Here is a 20441-nt window from a genome sequence, read left to right as displayed (position 1 = left end):
TCGCCGCGCCGCCGCGCGCATCCCAACCCTGAGGCCGAGCGTCGTGGATTTTGAACCCTGGTGGTTGATTTTCGTCCCCCTGTTGTTCGCGCTCGGCTGGCTGGCCGCGCGCTTCGATATCCGGCAGATGCTGTCGGAAAACCGCGTCCTGCCGGATTCCTATTTCCGCGGGCTGAATTTCCTGCTGAACGAAGAGCCTGACCGGGCCATCGACGCCTTCGTCGAAGTCGCCAAGCTGGATCCCGAAACCACCGAATTGCACTTCGCCCTGGGCAGCCTTTTCCGCCGCCGTGGCGAAATGGAGCGCGCGATCCGCGTGCACCAGAGCCTGCTCAACCGGGCTGACCTGCCGGTGGAAGAGCGCGAACATGCCCAGCACGAACTGGCCCAGGATTTCCTCAAGGCCGGCATGCTGGATCGCGCCGAGGCCGGATTCAAGCAGCTGCGCGATACCCGCTATTCGCTGCAGGCCTTGCGATCGCTCATCCGCATCTACGAATCCGAACACGACTGGCCGCGCGCCATCGACGCGGTGAAGACGCTGCGTGGCCTGGTGGACGAACCGGTGCCGCAACTGGTGCATTACCACTGCGAAATGGCGCAGCAGGCCATGGCGGTGAAGCCGCCCGACCTCGACGCGGCGCAGGCCGCGCTCGATGCCGCCGACCACGCGGCCAGCGTCGTCACCGAAGCCAGTTCGCCCAGCAAGGGATCGCTGGTCCGTATCGCCATGCTGCGCGCCCGGCTGGCGGCTCTGGAAGGCGACGCCAAGCGCGAGCGCCTGCACCTGGAATCCATCCTGACCGACGAGCCCGAATACTCGGGGCTGGTCGCCGAAGCCCTGCTCAACAGCTACCAGGCGAACCACGACGCCGCGTCGGCACTGGACCTGCTGCAGAAGCAATATGACCAGTTTCCGTCGCTGGATCTGTTCAACATCGTGTTCCGCGAGCTGCGCGCGCAGCGCGGCGCGGCGCCGGCCTGGGCCTTCGCCCGTTCCGCCTTGCGCCATCATCCCTCGCTGCTGGGCCTGGATCGCCTGCTGGAAGCCGAACTGGCCGCGCCCGGCGGCGATGGCGAAGTCAGCCCGGTCCCCGGCGCCGACCTCAGCCTGTTGCGCAGCCTGATCCATAAACACACGCAGCGCCTGGACCGCTATGCATGCCGTTCCTGCGGTTTCCAGGCGCGACGCTATTATTGGCAATGTCCTGGTTGCAACGCATGGGAAACCTATGCGCCGCGCCGTCTGGAAGAACTGGAATGACCGCTTTCCCCGTTGGCGACATCTCGCGTCGCCGCATCCTCGTCGTCGGTGACGTCATGCTGGACCGCTACTGGTTCGGCGAGGTCGATCGGGTGTCGCCCGAAGCGCCCGTGCCCATCGTCCGCGTGGCGCGCCGCGAGGACCGCCTGGGCGGCGCCGCCAACGTCGCGCGCAACGTCGCGGCGCTGGGCGGGCAGGCCACCCTGATCGGCGTCATCGGCGCGGACGAAGCCGGCGAACGCATCCACGCGTTGGCGCATGACGCCGGCATCACGCCGGGCCTGGTGGCCGACGCGGGCCATCCCACCACCTTGAAAATGCGGGTCCTGGGCCGCCAGCAGCAGCTGCTGCGCGTCGACTTCGAGGAAGCGCCGCGGCCGTCCACGCTGGACGCGCTGGATGCGGAGTTCCAGCGCCATCTGCAGGACCACGACGTCGTGGTCCTGTCGGATTACGCCAAAGGGGCGCTGGGCCGGGTCCAGGAACTGATCGCGCACGCGCGCCGGGCGGGCGTCCCGGTGTTGGTGGATCCCAAGGGAGACCACTACGATATCTATCGCGGCGCCACGCTGGTGACGCCGAACCGGGCGGAAATGCAGCAGGCTGTGGGACGCTGGACGTCGGAAGACGACCTGGCCACCCGCGCCCAGGCCCTGCGCGCGGGCCTGGAACTGGAAGCCCTGCTCGTGACGCGGTCCGAACAGGGCATGACCCTGTTCACCGACGAGGGCCGCGAACATGTCGATGCCCAGGCGCACGAGGTGTTCGACGTATCGGGCGCCGGCGATACCGTGCTGGCGACGCTGGCGGTGACCCGCGCGGTCGGCATGCCCTGGCCGCAAGCCATGCGCTGGGCCAACCGCGCCGGCGGCGTGGTGGTCGGCAAGCTGGGCACATCGACCGTCACCGCGAAGGAATTGGGAGAATTGTCATGATCGTGGTTACCGGCGCGGCCGGCTTCATCGGCAGCAATCTGGTCCGCGGACTGAACCGACGCGGCATCCAGGACATCATCGCGGTCGACGACCTGTCGGACGGCGACAAGTTCGTCAACCTGGCGGACTGCCGCATCGCGGACTACATGGACAAGGACTACTTCCGGCAACTGGTCGGCCGGCGCGCATTGCCGAAGATCCGCGCGGTGCTGCACCAGGGGGCGTGCTCCGATACGACCGAGCGCAACGGCAAGTACATGATGGACAACAACTACCGCGTCACGCTGGAGTTGTTCGACTATTGCCAGTCCGAATGCGTGCCTTTCCTGTATGCATCGTCGGCCGCCACCTATGGCGGGTCGTCGGTCTATGCGGAAGACCCCGTCAACGAACGGCCGCTGAACGTCTATGGCTATTCCAAGCTGCTGTTCGACCAGGTGGTCCGCACGCGCATGGCTTCCCTGACGGCGCAGGTCGTGGGGCTGCGCTACTTCAATGTCTACGGGCCGCACGAGCAGCACAAGGGCCGCATGGCGTCCGTGGCCTTCCACAACATGAACCAGTTCCTGGCGGAAGGGCACGTGCGCCTGTTCGCGGGCTGGGACGGCTACCCCGACGGCGGCCAGAGCCGGGACTTCATCTCGGTCGAAGACGTGGTGGCGGTGAACCTGCATTTCCTGGACAACCCCAAGACCTCGGGCATCTTCAACTGCGGTACCGGACGTGCCCAGCCGTTCAACGACGTGGCCATGGCCGTGGTCAACAGCCTGCGCGAAGAGCGTGGCGAAGCGCCGCTGCCGCTGGAACAACTGGTCAGCCAGGGCTTGATCCGCTATATCCCCTTTCCGGAAGACCTGAAGGGGCGATACCAGAGCTACACCCAGGCCGATACCAGCAGGCTGCGCGGGGCCGGCTTCGAGCAGCCCATGCGGGACGTGCAGACCGGCGTGGCGGAATACGTGCGCTACTGGCGCGCGCGGGGCTGACGCACCCGAGCATGCTCCGCGCCGGCATCGCGGCGGGGCGTGCGTGAATATGCGGGTGGACCTTTCCGTTCACTCGCGCCCCGCCTCGGATTGCGGCGAGCAATGATGGGTCCGGCGTTCCAGACGCCGCCCATCAACGCCTTTACGCTGTCCGGAGGCACCATGAATCCTTTCCTGTACAACCCCGTGGCGACTGTCCAGCCGCCCCCGTGCGGCACCGCGTCCGGTGCGCCCAGTGTGCCCGGCATTCCAGGCACGCCGGGTACGCCCGGTAGGACCGGCACTCCGGGTACGCCCGGCGCGCCTGCTGCGCGGCGCGGACGCTGGCCGACCGCGCTGGGCCGGCTGGCCCTGGCGGCCGGCCTTGCCCTGGCGGTCCTGCCGGCCCACGCGATGGACGTGAACAGCGCCAGCGTCGACCAGTTGCGGACCATCCGCGGCGTCGGTCCCAAGACCGCGGAAACCATCGTCAAGGAGCGTGAACGCGGCGGGCGTTTCGAGTCGATGGAAGACCTGTCCGATCGCGTGCGGGGCATCGGTCCGCGCAAGGCCCAGGCATTGCAGGCCGCCGGGCTCAGCGTGGGGCCAGGCACGGGAGCCCCTGGCGCGCGCCCGGGGGCGGGCCAGGGCGCGGGCGCCGCCGCGGGCGTGCGTCCCGCGCCGGGCGTGGTTTCCGGCGGCCGCACGGCCAAGGAGGGGCCGGCGGCACGGTCGCCGCAGCGCGGGCCGCGCTGATCCCGGGGACAGGCCCACCCCCACGTCCGCAAGCCGCGTCCCCGGGGACCAGGACCGCTTCCGCCCGGGCTGATTGCCCGGGGCCAGGCCCATCCCCGCGTCCCCGGGCTGCTTCCTACGAGGGCGTGGGGGCTTTCGGGTCTTTCCCGGCCACGGCGTTATAGTTGACTCATGAACCAAGTCACCTATCCCACCGTGGAACAGACCGTCGGCAACACGCCGCTGGTCCGCCTGCAACGCATCCCGGGCGACGGCAACGCCGCCCGCGGCAACCTGATCCTGGCCAAGCTGGAAGGCAACAATCCCGCCGGCTCGGTGAAGGACCGTCCCGCCCTGTCCATGATCCGCCACGCCGAGGCGCGCGGTGAAATCAAGCCGGGCGACACCCTGATCGAAGCCACCAGCGGCAACACCGGCATCGCGCTGGCGATGGTGGCGGCCATGCGCGGCTATCGGATGATCCTGATCATGCCGGACAACCTGTCGGTGGAACGGCGTGCCGCCATGACCGCCTACGGGGCCGAACTGATCCTGACGCCGGCCGACAAGGGCGGCATGGAATACGCCCGCGACCTGGCCATGGCCATGCAGAGCGAAGGCAAGGGCAAGGTGCTGGACCAGTTCGCCAATCCGGACAATCCGCGCGCGCACGTCGAAGGCACGGGCCCGGAACTGTGGACCCAGACGGAAGGCGGCATCACCCATTTCGTCAGCGCCATGGGCACGACCGGCACCATCATGGGCGTGTCCCAGTATCTGAAGGGGCGCAATCCGGCGATCCAGATCATCGGCGCGCAGCCCGAGGAAGGCTCGCAGATTCCCGGCATACGCAAATGGCCTGAAGCCTATCTGCCGGCCATTTTCGATCGCAGCCGCGTGGACGCCTACGAGAACATCAAGCAGGCCGACGCCGAAGCCATGGCCCGCCGCCTGGCGGCGGAAGAGGGCATCTTCGGCGGCATTTCCTCGGCGGGGGCGCTGATAGCCGCGCTGCGTGTGGCCGAACGCGTGGAAAACGCCACCATCGTTTTCATCGTGTGCGACCGCGGCGACCGTTATCTGTCGACCGGCGTGTTCAACTGAGCAGGCTCCGCCCGGGCCGGTAGCATCCCGGCCGGTGCCGCCGCCGCGGGCAGCGCCGCGACACCATTCATCCTGGCCTGGATGGCCGCGCCCAGATCGGCGACCGACGTGGCGTAGAAATAGCTGTGGTTGTACTGGGTCAGGGCGAAGAAGTTCACCGTACCCGTGCGGTATTCGGCCGTGCCGGCCGATTCTTCCGGCAGGTCGATGACGCCCAGCATGCCCTGCTGCCAGGCGTTGTCCATGCCCGAGGTATTCGTCATGCCGGTCGTCATCCCCGTGCCGCGCACGGTGGCGCCGGCGGCCTGCAATTGCGGCCAGGTATGGGTCGGCGCGAGGCCGCCGTCGACCAGCTTGCCGGCATCGGGCGGCAGCGCCACCGGCGCGAACACCGGCCGGCCGCGCTCCCAGCCGTGCTCCATCAGGAAGTTGCCCACGGACAATATGGCGTCGCGCGCATTGTTGGTCAGGTCGATATGGCCGCTGCCGTCGCCGTCCACGGCATAGCGCATGATGCTGCCCGGCATGAACTGCGGCATGCCGATGGCGCCCGCATAGGAGCCCTGGGTTTGCAGGTCCAACCGCCCCTGCAGGGCCAGCGTCAGGAAATCCGCGAGCTGGGACCGGAACATCTGCGCGCGTTCCGGCTTGGCCGGGTCGGGATAGTCGAAGGCCAATGTGGACAGGGCATCCAGCACGCGGAAATTCCCCATATTGCGGCCGTACAGCGTTTCCACGCCGATGATGCCGACGATGATGGCCGGCGGCACGCCGAAACGCTGCGCCGCCTGGTTGAGCGCGTCGGCGTTCTCGCGCCAGAACTCCACCCCCCAGCCGATGCGCTTGGGCTCCACCACCCGGGAGCGATAGGTGATCCAGCTGCGCACGACCTTGCGCCCGGGCGGCGGCGCGATCAGCCGCGCCACCGTGGGGCTGTAGCGGGCGTCGGCCAGGGCGCCGGTCAGCTGGGACGCGGGCAGGCTGCGCTCCGCGCTCAACTGCTGGATGAAGGCCTGCACATCCGCGCGCATGCCCCCGTCGGGCGCCGCGACGGCGGACCGTTGTTCACTGTCGGGCACGGCGCCGCCTTCGCTGCCGATCGTCGACGCCGAGCCCACCCCGGGCGGCGGCCCGATGCGCACGCGTGCCACCGAGCCATCCGCCAACGTGCCGCGGGAGGCCGTTCCAGGCTGGGCGCCTGCGTTCAGTTGGGTGTCCGGATTCGCCCGGTTCTGGGCGGAGGAGCAGCCCGTCAGGAGGGCCGCGATCAAGCCGAGTTGCAGTAAGTGCCGACAGGTGAACATAATCTTCCCATGGAGACCCTGTATCTTACCCACCCGTCCTGCCGCCTGCATGAAATGGGCGAATGGCATCCGGAATGTCCGCAGAGACTGGATGCCATCTCGGATCAGCTGCTGGCCAGCGGCATCATGCCTTACCTGGACGTGCGCGAGGCCGGCCCCGCGCCCCGTGACGCGCTGCTGCGCGCGCACAGCGCCGCCTATGTGGATGCACTGGCCGCGGCCAGCCCCGCCGAGGGCTACCGCGCGCTGGATCCGGACACGCAGATGAACCCCCACAGTTACCAGGCGGCGCTGCATGCGGCCGGAGCGGGCCTGGCGGCGGTGGACGCCGTCATGGCCGGCGAGGCGCCCACGGCGTTCTGCGCGGTGCGCCCGCCCGGGCACCACGCCTGCCGCGACCGGGCGATGGGGTTCTGCCTGTTCAACAACATCGCGGTCGCGGCCCATCACGCCATGGCGGCGCATGGGCTGGAACGCGTCGCCATCATCGACTTCGACGTGCATCACGGCAACGGCACGGAAGACATCTTCGCCGGCGATGCGCGTGTGCTGATGTGCGGCATTTTCCAGCACCCGTTCTATCCGAACACGGGCGACCCGCCCAGCGCGGACAATATGGTCAACGTTCCCGTCCCCGCGTACACCGGCGGCGCGGAGGTGCGCGACATCGTCACGCGCGTCTGGCTGCCGCGGCTGGAGGCCCACCGTCCCCAGCTGATCCTGGTGTCGGCGGGCTTCGATGCCCATCGCGAGGACGACCTGGGACAGCTGGGCCTGGTCGAAGCCGACTACGCCTGGATCACCGGACAGATCATGCAGGTGGCCGACCGCCATGCGCGGGGCAGGGTCATCAGCATGCTGGAAGGCGGCTACAACCTGTCCGCGCTGGGGCGCAGCGCGGTCGCGCATATCCGCGAACTGGGGCGGCTGTAGCGGCCGTGCCTTCCGCCTGGTGAACGGCACGGGGGGCGTCGTCCTGCGCAAGGTTGTAGAATCAGGCGGTTCCCGCAGGGCGTCGCGGCGCTTCGGGCGGCGTTCAATTATTCGATTATCTCTGGAGGCTGCTGGATGAAGGTCCTGGTACCGGTCAAACGCGTGGTGGACTACAACGTCAAGGTGCGCGTGAAATCCGATCAAACGGGTGTCGACATCGCCAATGTGAAAATGTCGATGAACCCGTTCGACGAAATCGCCGTGGAAGAGGCCACCCGGCTCAAGGAAAAGGGCACTGCCACCGAAGTGGTCGCGGTATCGTGCGGCGTGCAGCAGTGCCAGGAAACCCTGCGCACGGCGATGGCGATCGGCGCGGATCGCGGCATCCTGGTGCAGACCGACGCGGACCTGCAGCCCCTGGCGGTGGCCAAGCTGCTGAAGGCCCTGGTCGACAAGGAGCAGCCCCAACTGGTCATCCTGGGCAAGCAGGCCATCGACGACGACGCCAACCAGACCGGCCAGATGCTGGCCGCGCTGCTGGACTGGCCCCAGGCCACCTTCGCCAACAAGGTCGAGGTCGCCGACGGCAAGGTCACGGTCACGCGTGAAGTCGACGGCGGCCTGGAAACGGTGGCGCTGAAGCTGCCGGCCATCGTCACCACCGACCTGCGCCTGAACGAGCCGCGCTACGTCACGCTGCCCAACATCATGAAGGCCAAGAAGAAGACGCTGGACACCGTCACGCCGCAGGACCTCGGCGTGGATCCCGCGCCGCGCCTGAAGACCCTGAAAGTGACCGAGCCGCCCGCGCGCAAGGCCGGTATCAAGGTGGCGGACGTGGCGACGCTGGTGGACAAACTGAAGAACGAAGCGAAGGTGGTTTGAGATGACGAGCCTGGTTATTGCCGAACACGATAATGCGCAGCTCAAGGGCGCCACGCTGAACACCGTGGCCGCCGCGGCCAGGATCGGCGGCGACGTGCACGTACTGGTGGCTGGCGGCGGCGCGCAGGCCGTGGCCGACGAGGCCGCCCGCATCGCCGGCGTGTCCAAGGTTCTGCTGGCCGATGCGCCGCACCTGGCCGACGGCCTGGCGGAGAACGTCGCCGCGCAGGTGCTGGCGATCGCGAAGGACTACAGCCACATCCTGTTCCCGGCCACCGCGTCGGGCAAGAACGTGGCGCCGCGCGTGGCCGCCAAGCTGGACGTGGCGCAGATTTCCGATATTTCGGCGGTGGACTCGGCCGATACCTTCGAGCGGCCCATCTATGCCGGCAACGCCATAGCCACCGTGCAATCGGCCGATCCGGTCAAGGTCATCACCGTGCGCACGACGGCGTTCGACGCCGCCGCGGCGCAGGGCGGTTCCGCCCAGGTGGAAACCGTAGCCGCGGTGGCGGACAGCGGCTTGTCGTCCTTCGTCGGCCGCGATCTGGCCAAGAGCGACCGTCCCGAACTGGCGGGCGCGCGCGCGGTGGTGTCGGGCGGCCGTGGCCTGGGCAGCGCCGAAAACTTCAAGATCCTGGATCCGCTGGCCGACAAGCTGGGCGCCGCGCTGGGCGCTTCGCGCGCGGCGGTCGATGCCGGCTATGCGCCCAACGACTGGCAGGTGGGCCAGACCGGCAAGATCGTCGCGCCGCAGTTGTACGTGGCGGTCGGCATTTCCGGCGCCATCCAGCACCTGGCCGGCATGAAGGACTCCAAGGTCATCGTGGCCATCAACAAGGACGCGGAAGCGCCGATATTCGGCGTCGCCGACTACGGCCTGGTCGGCGATCTGTTCACCGCGGTGCCGGAGCTGGTCAAGGCGCTTTAAGCTTTACTATAGGGAACCAGCCCCGACAGAACGGCCGTCCTCGCGTGGGGCGGCCGTTTTGTTTTTCTCGCTGGAAAAGGAGACGACATGACCTACCACGTGCCCCTCGCGGACATCCGATTCACGCTCAGGGAGCTGGCCGGCCTGGACCAGGTGCTGGCCTTGCCCGGCTACGAGGAGGTCAGCGCCGATATCGCGGACGCCGTGCTGCGTGAAAACGCGCGTTTCGTCGAGCAGGCCGTGGCGCCCCTGAATCGCGTCGGTGACCGGCAGCCCGCCGTGTGGAAGGACGGCGCGGTGGCGACGCCGCCCGGTTATGTCGAGGCCTACAAAGACTATGCGCAGGGCGGCTGGCAAGGCCTGCTGCATCCGGTCGAGCGCGGCGGGCAGGGCCTGCCCAAGCTGATCGCCGCCACCGCCAACGAGAACATCAACTCGGCCTGCCTGGCCTTCTCCCTGTGCCCCTTGCTGACCGACGGCGTGATCGAGGCCCTGCTGACGGTCGGCAGCGACACGCTGCGCGATGTCTACGTGCCCAACCTGGTATCCGGCAAGTGGACCGGCACGATGAACCTGACCGAGCCGCAGGCGGGTTCGGATCTGGCGCAGGTGGCCACCCGCGCCGTGCCGCAGCCGGATGGCAGCTATCGGCTGACGGGGCAGAAGATCTACATCACCTACGGCGAGCACGATATGGCCGAGAACATCGTGCACCTGGTGCTGGCGCGCACGCCCGACGCGCCACCCGGGGTCAAGGGAATATCGCTGTTCGTCGTGCCGAAATTCCTGCCGGATGCCGATGGCGCCCCTGGATTGCGCAACGACGTCTGGTGCGCGTCGCTGGAGCACAAGCTGGGCATCCATGGCAGCCCGACCGCCGTCTTGCTGTACGGCGCGGGCAAGGGCGAAACAGGCGAGGGCGCCATCGGCTTCCTGGTGGGCCAGGAGAACCATGGCCTGGAATACATGTTCATCATGATGAATGCGGCCCGTTTCGCGGTCGGCCAGCAGGGCGTGGCGCTGGCCGAGCGGGCCACGCAGCAGGCCGTGGCCTATGCGCGCGAACGTGTCCAGGGCCGCGCCGTGGAAGGTTCAAGCGGGCCGGTGACCATCGCGCATCATCCGGACGTGCAGCGCATGCTGCTGACCATGCGCGCGCTGACCGAAGGCGGCCGGGCGCTTTCCTACGTGACCGCCGCCGCGTGCGACCTGGCGCATCATCATCCGGATGTCGACACGCGGGCCAGGAATCGCGCGTTCTATGAATTCCTCGTGCCCGTGGTCAAGGGCTTCTGCACGGAGTCCTCGGTGGAGGTCGCATCGCTGGGCGTGCAGGTGCACGGCGGCATGGGCTATATCGAGGAAACCGGCGCCGCGCAGCATTATCGCGACGCCCGCATCCTGCCCATCTACGAAGGCACCACGGCCATCCAGGCCAACGACCTGATCGGCCGCAAGCTGATGCGCGACGGCGGCGCCACGGCGCGCCATATCCTGCGGGCCATAGGCGTCACCCTGGAGGCGCTGCGCGCGGCCCAGGCCGACGCGTCGCCGGAGGACGCCAAGGCACTGGCGCTGATGCACGCCAACCTGGGCCGGGCGATGCAGGCCCAGCAGCAGGCCCTGGAATACATGGCGCGCACGGCCATGACCCAGGTGCGCGCCGTTTTTTCCGGCAGCGTGCCCTTCCTGATGCTCACCGGCGTGCTGCTGGCCGGATGGCAGATGGCCCGCGCCGCGCTGGCCTGCCACCGCCATCTACGCCCGGACGATGGCGGTTTGGCGGAGTGGTCGCCCGAGTTCCTGCGCAATAAACTGGCGACGGCGACCTTCTTTGGCGCGCACATCCTGCCCCGTGCCGTCGCGTTGTCCGCCGCGGTGCAGGCCGGTGACGTCGTCGACGCGTGCGCTGCTTACTCCGATATTTCATAACGTTATATGGATTTCGGCTTTAACCTCCTGCGGTTTGATGCAAGAATCATGCATCGGGAGAGCGTCGCGTAGACGAACGGCGCGTCCCAACACGTAGCCGGGTATTCCATGCACCGTGCCATGCGACCGGCATTCTTCACCTCTGGAATAGGATCGAACATGGGACAACTACGCTTGGGCGATGAAGCCCCCGATTTCGAACAAAAATCTTCCGTCGGCCCCGTCCGCTTTCACGAGTACCTGGGCAACAGCTGGGGCGTGCTTTTCTCGCACCCCGCCGATTTCACGCCGGTGTGCACGACCGAGCTGGGCTACACCGCCAAGCTCGCCGACGAGTTCGCCAAGCGCAACGTGAAGGTGCTGGCGCTGTCGGTCGACGCGGTGGATTCGCACAACAAGTGGATCGACGATATCAACGACACGCAGGGCACCAAGGTCAACTTTCCCATCATCGCGGACGACGATCGCAAGGTGGCCGAGCTCTACGACATGATCCATCCGAACGCCAGCGCGACGGCCACCGTACGCTCGGTGTTCATCGTCGACCCGGCCAAGAAGGTGCGCCTGATCATCACCTATCCGGCCAGTACCGGACGCAACTTCAACGAGATCCTGCGCGTGATCGACTCGCTGCAGTTGACGGACAGCCACAGCGTGGCCACGCCCGTGAACTGGGAAGATGGCGATGACGTGATCATCGTTCCTTCCTTGAAGGACGAAGAAGTCATCAAGCAGAAATTCCCCAAGGGCTACAAGGCGGTGCGGCCGTATCTGCGCATCACGCCTCAGCCGAACAAATAAGCGCCGGGCCGTCCGGCCTAGGGCCGCGTCCTTCATCGAAGGCGCGGCCTTTTTGTTTCCCGGAAAAGAAGGGCACCTAGGCGCCGCGCGGCACGAAGGCCCGGTCGCGCACCCACTTGGTGGCGATCCACTTTTCGCCTTGCAGCACCGGCGCGCCGGCATGCAGCGACGCCGGATCGCCGGCCGCCGGGTCGCCGGCCGCCGGATCGCCGGCCGCCGGGTCGCCCGGCCCCGCGCCATCGCCGTATTCGAAATGCAGCGCATGGCCTCGTTGCGGCACCACCGACCAGCCCACTTCCGGAAACGTGGTCTCGCCGCCGGCCGGCACGTCGTTCAAGTACATGATGAAGGTGCACACGCGCTGGCCGCTACGCGCGATGGACGCGCGATTGGCCTCGTTCACCGGCATCAGAAAGTCGAAATGGGGCGTGCTTTCCGCGCCGGTGGGGTAGTGCAGGATCTGCAGGCCTTCGCCATGGTCCACGGGCCTGTCGATCAAACGCGCGATCCGCTGATCGATGGCCTGGATCACCGGGTTTTCGCCGGGCCGGAAAAACATGCCCCAACTGCTGCGGTGATCCTTCGCCACGTCCAGGCCGGTGATCGGATCCACGACCAGGGACGGCCGCAGGCGCGGACGCGCGGCGGATATCAACTGTTCGCATTCCTCATCCGAAAGCACGTTGGATAGCAAGGTCGCGGCGGGCCGCGACAGTCTCGCCAGCACACGCACCTGGCGATCCTCCGTTGCCATCGTCGAACTTTGCAGCCGGCGCCGGACAGGCGCCGAAGGCGTCTCCGTCTCCAGCACGAGCTTGCCGTCGGGCAGCGGGGCGCCATTCCGCAAGGCATGCGCCACCGCATTGACCATGGCGTTCGCGAGATCGGGCGGGGTGCCATTCGACATCAGTTCGCGGACGATGTCGCGGCCATCGGCGCCGCGGTCCAGGTTGTGCGCGATCCAGTCGCGCACGGGGTTCGAGAACTTCACGGTAATAGGCATGGCCGCGATCTTGGCGACGCATTGTGAACCGTGCTTGACGGTGCGCTGTCGGCGGCCTGAATGGATTGTGGCAGTGTCTTCTACGCGTACCAATTGTGTAACGGTGGCGCAATTTGTGTATGGGGTAATGCCGCACCCAAAACAATCCCGCGCCTGCCCGAGGTGAGCATTCGGACCAGCAATCGCGCAAGCCTCTGGACCAGGCAGCGGGTCAACCAACCAGATATTGGTGAACATGGATCGTCGCAAATTTATCAAGTGGGGCAGCTTTCTGACCGTTTCCGTCGCCATGACGGGCACGCTTACCGCATGCGGTGGCGGCAGTGACGGCGATGACGATGGCGGCGATCAGGCCGGCAATGGCAACACCCCGCCGCCCGATAACGGCAACCCGCCGCCGCCCGCCACGTCGTTCGCGCATGGCGTGGCTTCCGGCGATCCCAAGCCCGACAGCATCATCCTGTGGACCCGCGTGGATGGCGCCAACGGCACCGATCCGGTGAAGCTGACCGTGCAGGTCGCCGCCGACGACACGTTTTCCAAGCTGTTGGTGAACGACACGATCGAGGCCGATCCCTCGTTCGACTACACGGTGCGGCACAAGGTGATCGGACTGGATCCGGCCACGAGCTATTTCTACCGCTTCGTCATGGGCAATACCAACAGCACGACCGGCAGGACCAAGACCGCGCCGGCGGAAGGCGCCGGCGTCGCGCAGTTGAAGTTCGGCTTCATTTCCTGTCAGGACTGGAACGCCAACCATTGGGCCGCCTTCAGCGAGATGCTGAACGATGACCTGGATTTCGTGGTCCATCTGGGCGACTACATCTACGAGACGCTGCCCGCGCACGTGCTGACCGGCCAGACCGAAAAGGCCCACACCGCGCTGGCCCTGCCCAACGGCACCAAGATGGACGACGGCTCGGTCTACGCCACGACGACCGACGACTACCGGACCCTGTACAAGAGCTATCGCGCCGATCCGCGCCTGCAGGCCCTGCATGCGCGCTTCCCGGTCATCGCGATCTGGGACGATCACGAGTTTTCCGACGATGCCTGGCAGGACCATCAAACCTACACGCCGACCGACGACCAGACCGAGCACGTCGCGCGGCGCCGCAGCGCCAACCAGGCATGGTTCGAATACATGCCGGCCGACGTCACGCTGGATCTGAGCAACCCGTCTTTCGAGAACATCCAGATCTATCGGTCCTTCACCTTCGGCTCGCTGGCCACGCTGGTCATGACCGACGAACGCCTGTACCGCGACGACCACGTCATTCCCGAATCGGCCGCCGGCGGTTTCCTGGGCAGCCGCTACCTGGTGTCCCGCGATACGCTGGCCGCGGCGGAACAGGCCAAGACCAGCGCGGGCGGCACGCAGTCCATGCTGGGCGCCACGCAGCTGGCGTGGTGGAAGGACCAGATGCTGGCCAGCAAGGCCAAGACCGCATGGCGGCTGTGGGGCAACGAAGTTTCCCTGCTGCGCATGCAGGTCGACGGCCAGGAAGCGGTGGTGCAACTGGTCACCGACGCCATCGTGGCGACGGACCCGGACGATCTGGCGCCGCTGCGCAATACCGCCATCCTGCCGGCGGTGCGCCAGGACATCCAGGCGATCAAGACGTCCGGCACGCTGCCGGGCGCCTTCACCGCCATCCATGCCTTGTTCGACCATGCCTTCGGCGTCGACACGGTGAACGCATCGGTCGCCGCGATCAATGCGATGCTGCCGCCCGTTTCCTTCCTGAACGTCATCCTGTTCGACGCCGACCAATGGGACGGCTACAACGGCGAGCGCAAGGACATGATGGCCTTCCTGAAGAACAACGCCATCGCCAACGTGGTGGCCCTGACCGGCGACATCCACGCGTTCTTCTCCGGCCCGGTGATGGACGACTTCGATGCGACCACGCCGGTCCCGGTCATGGTCGACCTGGTGACCGCCGGCGTATCCAGCACGTCGCTGTTCCGGTTCTACGTGGACGAGATCCACACCGTGCCGTCCCTGGCCGGCCTGCAGCCGCTGGTCTACCAGAACGTGACCAACCGCCTGAACGGCACGATGTCCACCTACAACAGCTGGTTGAAGTACGTCGACACCGATGCCCAGGGCTACGCGGTGGTCACGCTGACCGCCGACAGGCTGACCTGCGATTTCCGCAAGATGAAGCCGCTGGTCAATGGCGAGCTGCCGGCGTCGCCCGCCGTGGCCAGCACGGTGACGGTGACGGTCGATACCGGCGTCGCCGCGGTCAACGTGCCCACCTGAATTCCCACATTCCCCTCCACGTCGTTCAACAGGGAACAGACTCATGACCCCATCCAAGCAAACCCGGCGCGCGCCTTTCTATGCCTCGCTGACCGTGATCGCGGCTTCGCTGGCGCTGGCCGGCTGTGGCGGCGGCGACGACGACTCGTCCAGTTCGTCGGCCGCGCCCCCGAGCAACGATCCTCCCGTCGCCATGACCATGCGGGGCGTGGTGACCGGTTCCAGCTACACGCCGGGCAGCCAGGCCAATCCGACCATAGAGGCCGCTTACTTCCAGAACGCCAAGGTCTGTGTCGACGCCAACGGCAACGGCAAGTGCGACGCGGATGAGAACCCGGTCGTGACCGACGCCAACGGCGCGTTCTCGTTGCAGGCGGCCGCCGTGGCGCCGCTGCTGGCGGACGTCGGCACGGACGCCACCAACACGGCCACCGGCGCCAAGGTCGCCAGACGCATGGCGCTGCGCGTATCGGCCGAGCAGATCCAGGACCAGGGCGCCGCCAAGATCGTCATCAGCCCCATGTCCAGCGAGATCCAGCGCATGGTCGAGGACGACAGCAGCAACTACGCGGCCGAAAAAGCCAACCTGGCCGCGCGGCTGAACGTGCAGCCGGCCGACGTCATCGTCGACGTGCATGGCACGCAGGGCGCGACGCGCACTTCGCTATTGTTCGAGACCAACCAGCTCGGCAACCGCTACACCTACGCCACCACCAAGCTGGACCGCGGCGATCTCTACCCGGACGCGCTGGCGGTCGCCGGCGGCGATCCGGAACTGACCAACAAGATCAACGTCACGCCGGATACGGCCACCACGCCGGAAACCCGCAAGCCCATTACCTTCCTGCAGGCGCAGCAAGCGGCCTTCAATGTCGAAGGCATCCCGCGCTACGACCACCTGTTCGTCCTGTTCCTGGAAAACAAGGGCTCCAACACCATCCTGAACCAGCCGTTCGCGCCCAAGATCGCCCAGTACCTGAAGGACAACAACCAGCTGACCAACTATTTTTCGACGGGACAGCCCAGCGAACCGAACTACACGGCGGTGGGCGGTGGCGACGACTTCGGCATCACCGACGATTCCCAGTGGAACTGCAGCGCCACCGGCGCGAATGCGCCCAAGGATCCGCTGCCCACGCACGACAAGCCGGGCCTGGTGTCCTCGCCCTTCAATGCCACCGCCAACTGCGACGGCACCAACCACAATATCACCGCGCCCAATCTGTTCACCGCGCTGGAAAGCATGGGGATGAACTGGCGCGTGTATGGCGAGACCATGAACCCTGGCCAGGATCCGCGCACGGACAGCGTCGCCGATGCGGCCATTACCGGGACCGACACCGCCTATCCCAACGGCATCGGCAACGATCCCACGCCTATTCCTTCCGGCGGCACCGTGCCCTTGCCGGGCAATATGTACCGCACCAAGCATCATCCGGCCATGCCTTTCCAGGACGCGCGCCTGTTGCCGGACTTCTTTTTCAGCAATCGCACGCTGGGCGGCGGGCAGTTCGACGCGAACATGAAGAACGGCACCAAGTACGTGGTTCCGGCCAACTACGATGCCGACCAGTTCGGCAAGGATATGGAAAGCGGCGACGTCGGCGCGCTGAACTTCCTGATCCCCGACCAGTGCGACGACATGCACAGCACGACCGAGAAAACCACCAGCGGTGCGCTGACCACCGATTGCGCGGGCTCGGCCATCATCACGCGCGGTGACAACTACGTCGACTACATCATCAAGAAGATCCAGGCGTCGGCGGTGTGGAAGAATACCCAGCAGCGCTCCGCCATCGTCATCATGTTCGACGAAGCCACGGCCAGCAGCGGCTTCAATTCCTGCTGCGGCTGGAACGTCAGCAACAGCACGGTATCGCAGCCGCTGAAGGAAAACCCCGACGGCAGCTTCGCGCCCGACGCGTCGGTGGTGAACTACACGGAAGGCAACCATGGCCATGGCAATTCGATCTTCCTGATCGTGAACAACCAGCCCAAGGCGCCCAAGGGCGTGGTCGATAGCGACGCGTACAGCCATTTTTCCTTCGTGCGCACCATGCAGGACATGTTCCAGCTGGCGGATCCGGCGGTCGACGGCAGCTATATGAACCGTTCCAAGTACACGGAAAAGTTCATCGCCGAACATCTGCAGATGCTGCCTGAGTTCGCCAACAGCGGCGATACGCACTTCGACGCGGTGCGGCCCATGAACCACGCGTTCGTGATCCCGGCCGACTATCGCCAGAAGCAGTCCACCGACGCCGCGACGGCGCCGCAGATCGGTCCGGACAAGACTCAGGTCAGTGTGTGGGCGGTGAAGTAATGCGCAAGCGTTTCCTGGCCGCGACCGGCCTGTTGGCGATGGCCGCCGCCGCTGGCCTGGCGGCGGGCGCCGGGCAGGGGCAAGGCGACGCACCGGCGGCGGATGCGGCCGCCGCTCCCTGGCAGAACCCCGTGATCCGGCAGAAGCCGCTCAGCCTGGCGGCACAGGTGGGCCAGAAGCTGTTCTTCGATCACAATATGTCGGGCTCGCGCAGGATCTCCTGCGCGACCTGCCACGATCCGAACTTCGCCTATGGTCCCCCCAACAACCTGGCCGCGCAATTGGGCGGCCAGGCCATGACCCAGCGCGGCGTGCGCGCGGTTCCCCCGCTGCGCTACAAGGACAAGACGCCGGCCTACTCCGACCTGCTGGACAACCCGGACGCCATCAGCGTGCCGGGTCCGGGTGGCGGCTTCGACTGGGACGGGCGCGCGGCCAGCCATGCCGAACAGGCCCAGGGCCCGCTGCTGGATCCGGTCGAAATGGCCAATGCGTCGGCGGCGGACGTCGTCGCCAAGGTAAAGGCCGCCGATTATGCGCCGCTGTTCCGGCAGGCTTTCGGCGACCATGCCCTCGACGATACCGCCGTGGCGTTCCGCGACCTGACGGCGGCGCTGCAGGCGTTCCAGCTGGAGGACATCAGCTTCCGGCCCTACAACAGCAAGTTCGATATGTACACGTCGAACAAGAAGGGCGGGCAGCTCACTATCGCCGAGCTGCGCGGATTGAAGGTGTTCGCCGATCCGAATACCGGCAATTGCGCGTCCTGCCACTACCAGGGCGCGGGCTTTCGCGGCAGCAGCGCGCTGTTCACCGATTTTTCGTACGAGGCCATCGGTGTCCCGCGCAACGACCTGCACGCGACCGCGCCGGGCGCCAACCATAACGACATCCCCGCCAACGACAAGGACGCGGGCCGCTTCGATATGGGATTGTGCGGACCGCAACGGCCGGACCACAAGCTGGAAGAAGACGGCGCGCCCAGCCGTTTCTGCGGCATGTTCAAGGCGCCCACGCTGCGCAACGTGGCGCTGCGGCAGGCGTTCTTCCATAACGGCGTGATCCATTCCCTGGAGCAGGCCATCCGGTTCTACAACACCCGCGACACCAACCCGGCGCTCTGGTACCCCACGGTCGGCGGCAAGGTCCTGAAGCCCGGCGATCCCGGCTACGATCCGGCCTACCCCAGCTATGGCCTGATCACGGTCCAGTACGCCAAGGGAACGGGCCATGTGGAGAAGTACAACGACCTGCCGCGGCAGTACTGGGCCAATATCGATACCCAGATGCCCCTGGACGGCCGGGCCGCCGGCTCCAAGCCGCCCATGTCGGAGCAGGACGTGCATGACCTGATCTGCTTCCTGAACACCCTGACCGACGATTACCGTCCGGGCGCGGCGCCCGGGGCGAGCCAGAAATCCTGCGTGGATTGAAACCGGAGCGGGTACGCATCACCGCCGCGGGTGTGTCCTTATGGCGTACGCCGCGGCGGGTGCCTGCTTCGCTGCGTATGCCTTTATTGACGGTTGTCCGAGCGCATGCATTAATCGCCGCGGGAGGCGATCCAATGATGAGTGCGTCCAACGCAAGGCGGCTGGCGACGACGATAGGCGTGCTGGTATGCGGCGCCGCCATGGCCGATACCGCGGACCGTTCTCCGGCCAGCCTGCCGGGGCCCCAGGCGACCCAGTCGTTCGTCACGCAGCATCTGCGGTCGCAGTACACCGACGCCGTCGCGGCCTCCTACCGCATGCCATCGCCGAACGGCAGCCCCGGCTACACCTTGGAAAACGCGGTGTGCAACTTCAGCACGCTGCTGCCGGAACTGGTCTTCGATTGGCCGGCGGCCGGATTCCTGACGCAAGGCGCGGGCGGCGCCCGGCCGGATTTCTGCAAGGTGTACACCCGGGATGGCGTACCGGAGACGGCCGTCGATGACAGGTCGAATGTCCTGCTCACGACGCAACGGATCGCCTTTCCCGCCACCACGTTCACGCGCAAGCAGACGCCCGCCGATACGCTGCTCGGCTGGCTCAGGAGCACGATATCCGACCGGCCTGCATCGGCCGGCCCGGGCGCCAACGGCAGCGACGTCAGCATCAGCACCTACTTCAAGAACAAGAGGGTGACCCAGGTCGTGGAGAACCAGTCGCCGGAAAGCGTCCTCTATCTGGCGCTGCCCGACTTGGACGAGCGGGTGCTCGCCAGCCTTTCCGATCAGTTGCGAGCTCAGGGCCAGGCTGAGCGAGGGGGCCGGATCGGCGCCAGGTCGGATCTCGCCGCCGATATGCGGAGCGAGCAGGACCGCGTGACCTTCAACCGTTTGTTCGGTGACGCCGCCAGGTATCTGGTCAAGCTGGTCCAGCCGTCGAAAATCGAACTCGCCTGGGATATGGCCCCACCCGCCGGGCAAGCCCTGGAATGGGCCGATCTGCCCGTCGTCGTCGTGCAGCGCGGCGCGCTGACCGCCGGATTCCGATTCGCGACGCCGCGTCCGGCGTCGACGCCAAAATGAAAAAGCTGCTTCGCACCCTGATCGCGTTGGTCACGGGCGGCGCGTCCTACCTGATTCCCCTGGGCCTGAAGGACGAGGCCGGACTGCAGATCTTCGCGGGGGTGGCGACCTTCATCGGCACCGCCTTGCTCGCGGCGGCGTACGGCTTGCATGGCCGATCGGTGCTGGCTTCCAGCTTGGGCGGGCAGCGGCAATGGGTGCTGTTCGTGGTCGCCTGCACGGTCTGCGTCTTCGCCTATGTGGCGATTCTGCGATACACCTACGTCCCGGGCGAGGCCAGATTCTGGGCGCTGGGCATCCTGGTGTGGCTGATATCGCTGCTGCTGGCGGCGCTGGCGTCCCTGGTCGGGATACTGGTGGGCGAACAGTTGCTGCCCGACTAGCCTGATAACGAGAGTCGGCATATGCCGATTCCGATCTCCCGATCCGGGAAATATATAAACAATCACTTTGTCGTTTGCCGCGCCGTCGGTCACCCGCACAATGCGGCTACATCGTGTGCCATGCCCTGGGAATCCTTGCGTGCACCCGACGGGCAT

The 20441-nt window shown here is 66.6% G+C and carries 17 protein-coding genes; 15 read left to right on the top strand and 2 right to left on the bottom strand.

Annotated features, from left to right (window positions below; translation table 11 throughout):
- Positions 1–43 precede the first annotated feature (43 nt).
- The 5 genes from lapB to cysM all read left to right on the top strand — a co-directional run bounded on the left by lapB (position 44) and on the right by cysM (position 5003).
- Positions 44–1264 carry a lipopolysaccharide assembly protein LapB gene (gene lapB, locus CAL26_RS18475; protein WP_094848257.1) on the top strand — a complete coding sequence of 407 codons (1221 nt, stop codon included), beginning with the start codon at positions 44–46 and terminating at the stop codon, positions 1262–1264.
- The gene (rfaE1, locus tag CAL26_RS18470) at positions 1261–2199 is read left to right on the top strand and encodes a D-glycero-beta-D-manno-heptose-7-phosphate kinase (protein WP_094848256.1); all 939 of its coding nucleotides are present in this window, start codon (positions 1261–1263) and stop codon (positions 2197–2199) included. The genes lapB and rfaE1 overlap by 4 nt, the downstream gene beginning before the upstream one ends.
- Positions 2196–3185: an ADP-glyceromanno-heptose 6-epimerase gene (rfaD, locus tag CAL26_RS18465; protein WP_094848255.1), complete on the top strand. Its 990-nt coding sequence runs from the start codon at positions 2196–2198 to the stop codon at positions 3183–3185. The genes rfaE1 and rfaD overlap by 4 nt, the downstream gene beginning before the upstream one ends.
- Before the next feature lie 162 nt (positions 3186–3347).
- Complete coding sequence (locus CAL26_RS18460) at positions 3348–3920, top strand: ComEA family DNA-binding protein (protein WP_094849956.1); 573 nt, start codon at positions 3348–3350, stop codon at positions 3918–3920.
- Between the two features lie 171 nt (positions 3921–4091).
- The gene (gene cysM / locus CAL26_RS18455) at positions 4092–5003 is read left to right on the top strand and encodes a cysteine synthase CysM (protein ID WP_094848254.1); all 912 of its coding nucleotides are present in this window, start codon (positions 4092–4094) and stop codon (positions 5001–5003) included.
- Here cysM and mltB read toward each other — a convergent pair.
- Positions 4976–6307, bottom strand: coding sequence for a lytic murein transglycosylase B (gene mltB / locus CAL26_RS18450; protein WP_094848253.1), 1332 nt, complete (start codon positions 6305–6307; stop codon positions 4976–4978). The two genes, cysM and mltB, sit on opposite strands and share 28 nt — an antisense overlap.
- Before the next feature lie 9 nt (positions 6308–6316).
- Between mltB and CAL26_RS18445 the strand changes: the two genes are divergently transcribed.
- The 5 genes from CAL26_RS18445 to CAL26_RS18425 all read left to right on the top strand — a co-directional run bounded on the left by CAL26_RS18445 (position 6317) and on the right by CAL26_RS18425 (position 11789).
- The gene (locus CAL26_RS18445) at positions 6317–7240 is read left to right on the top strand and encodes a histone deacetylase family protein (RefSeq protein WP_094848252.1); all 924 of its coding nucleotides are present in this window, start codon (positions 6317–6319) and stop codon (positions 7238–7240) included.
- 135 nt (positions 7241–7375) lie between these two features.
- Positions 7376–8125, top strand: coding sequence for an electron transfer flavoprotein subunit beta/FixA family protein (locus CAL26_RS18440; RefSeq protein WP_094848251.1), 750 nt, complete (start codon positions 7376–7378; stop codon positions 8123–8125).
- Position 8126: 1 nt separating this feature from the next.
- Entirely contained in the window at positions 8127–9056 is a 930-nt protein-coding gene (locus CAL26_RS18435; RefSeq protein ID WP_094848250.1) for an electron transfer flavoprotein subunit alpha/FixB family protein, read from the top strand.
- An 87-nt stretch (positions 9057–9143) separates the two neighbouring features.
- A complete protein-coding gene (locus CAL26_RS18430) occupies positions 9144–10988 on the top strand; it encodes an acyl-CoA dehydrogenase (RefSeq protein ID WP_094848249.1) in 1845 nt (614 codons plus the stop codon).
- Positions 10989–11147: 159 nt separating this feature from the next.
- Entirely contained in the window at positions 11148–11789 is a 642-nt protein-coding gene (locus CAL26_RS18425) for a peroxiredoxin (protein ID WP_094848248.1), read from the top strand.
- Positions 11790–11865: 76 nt separating this feature from the next.
- On the opposite strand, the gene CAL26_RS18420 is transcribed toward CAL26_RS18425, so the two are convergent.
- Positions 11866–12792 carry a 2OG-Fe(II) oxygenase gene (locus CAL26_RS18420; RefSeq protein ID WP_094848247.1) on the bottom strand — a complete coding sequence of 309 codons (927 nt, stop codon included), beginning with the start codon at positions 12790–12792 and terminating at the stop codon, positions 11866–11868.
- A 235-nt stretch (positions 12793–13027) separates the two neighbouring features.
- Between CAL26_RS18420 and CAL26_RS18415 the strand changes: the two genes are divergently transcribed.
- From CAL26_RS18415 to CAL26_RS18395, 5 genes are all read left to right on the top strand, one after another.
- Positions 13028–15064 (top strand): alkaline phosphatase D family protein, encoded by a 2037-nt coding sequence (locus CAL26_RS18415; protein ID WP_094848246.1) that lies wholly within the window; start codon positions 13028–13030, stop codon positions 15062–15064.
- A gap of 43 nt (positions 15065–15107) precedes the next feature.
- Positions 15108–17387: an alkaline phosphatase family protein gene (locus tag CAL26_RS18410; protein ID WP_094848245.1), complete on the top strand. Its 2280-nt coding sequence runs from the start codon at positions 15108–15110 to the stop codon at positions 17385–17387.
- Positions 17387–18820 carry a cytochrome-c peroxidase gene (locus CAL26_RS18405; RefSeq protein ID WP_094848244.1) on the top strand — a complete coding sequence of 478 codons (1434 nt, stop codon included), beginning with the start codon at positions 17387–17389 and terminating at the stop codon, positions 18818–18820. The genes CAL26_RS18410 and CAL26_RS18405 overlap by 1 nt, the downstream gene beginning before the upstream one ends.
- A 134-nt stretch (positions 18821–18954) precedes the next feature.
- A complete protein-coding gene (locus CAL26_RS18400; RefSeq protein WP_094848243.1) occupies positions 18955–19902 on the top strand; it encodes a hypothetical protein in 948 nt (315 codons plus the stop codon).
- Positions 19899–20285, top strand: coding sequence for a hypothetical protein (locus CAL26_RS18395; RefSeq protein WP_094848242.1), 387 nt, complete (start codon positions 19899–19901; stop codon positions 20283–20285). Before CAL26_RS18400 ends, CAL26_RS18395 begins: the two co-directional genes overlap by 4 nt.
- Positions 20286–20441: the final 156 nt, after the last annotated feature.

The organism is Bordetella genomosp. 9, from assembly GCF_002261425.1.
Taxonomy (GTDB): domain Bacteria; phylum Pseudomonadota; class Gammaproteobacteria; order Burkholderiales; family Burkholderiaceae_B; genus Bordetella_C.
This window is presented reverse-complemented; position numbering and strand designations above follow the sequence as displayed.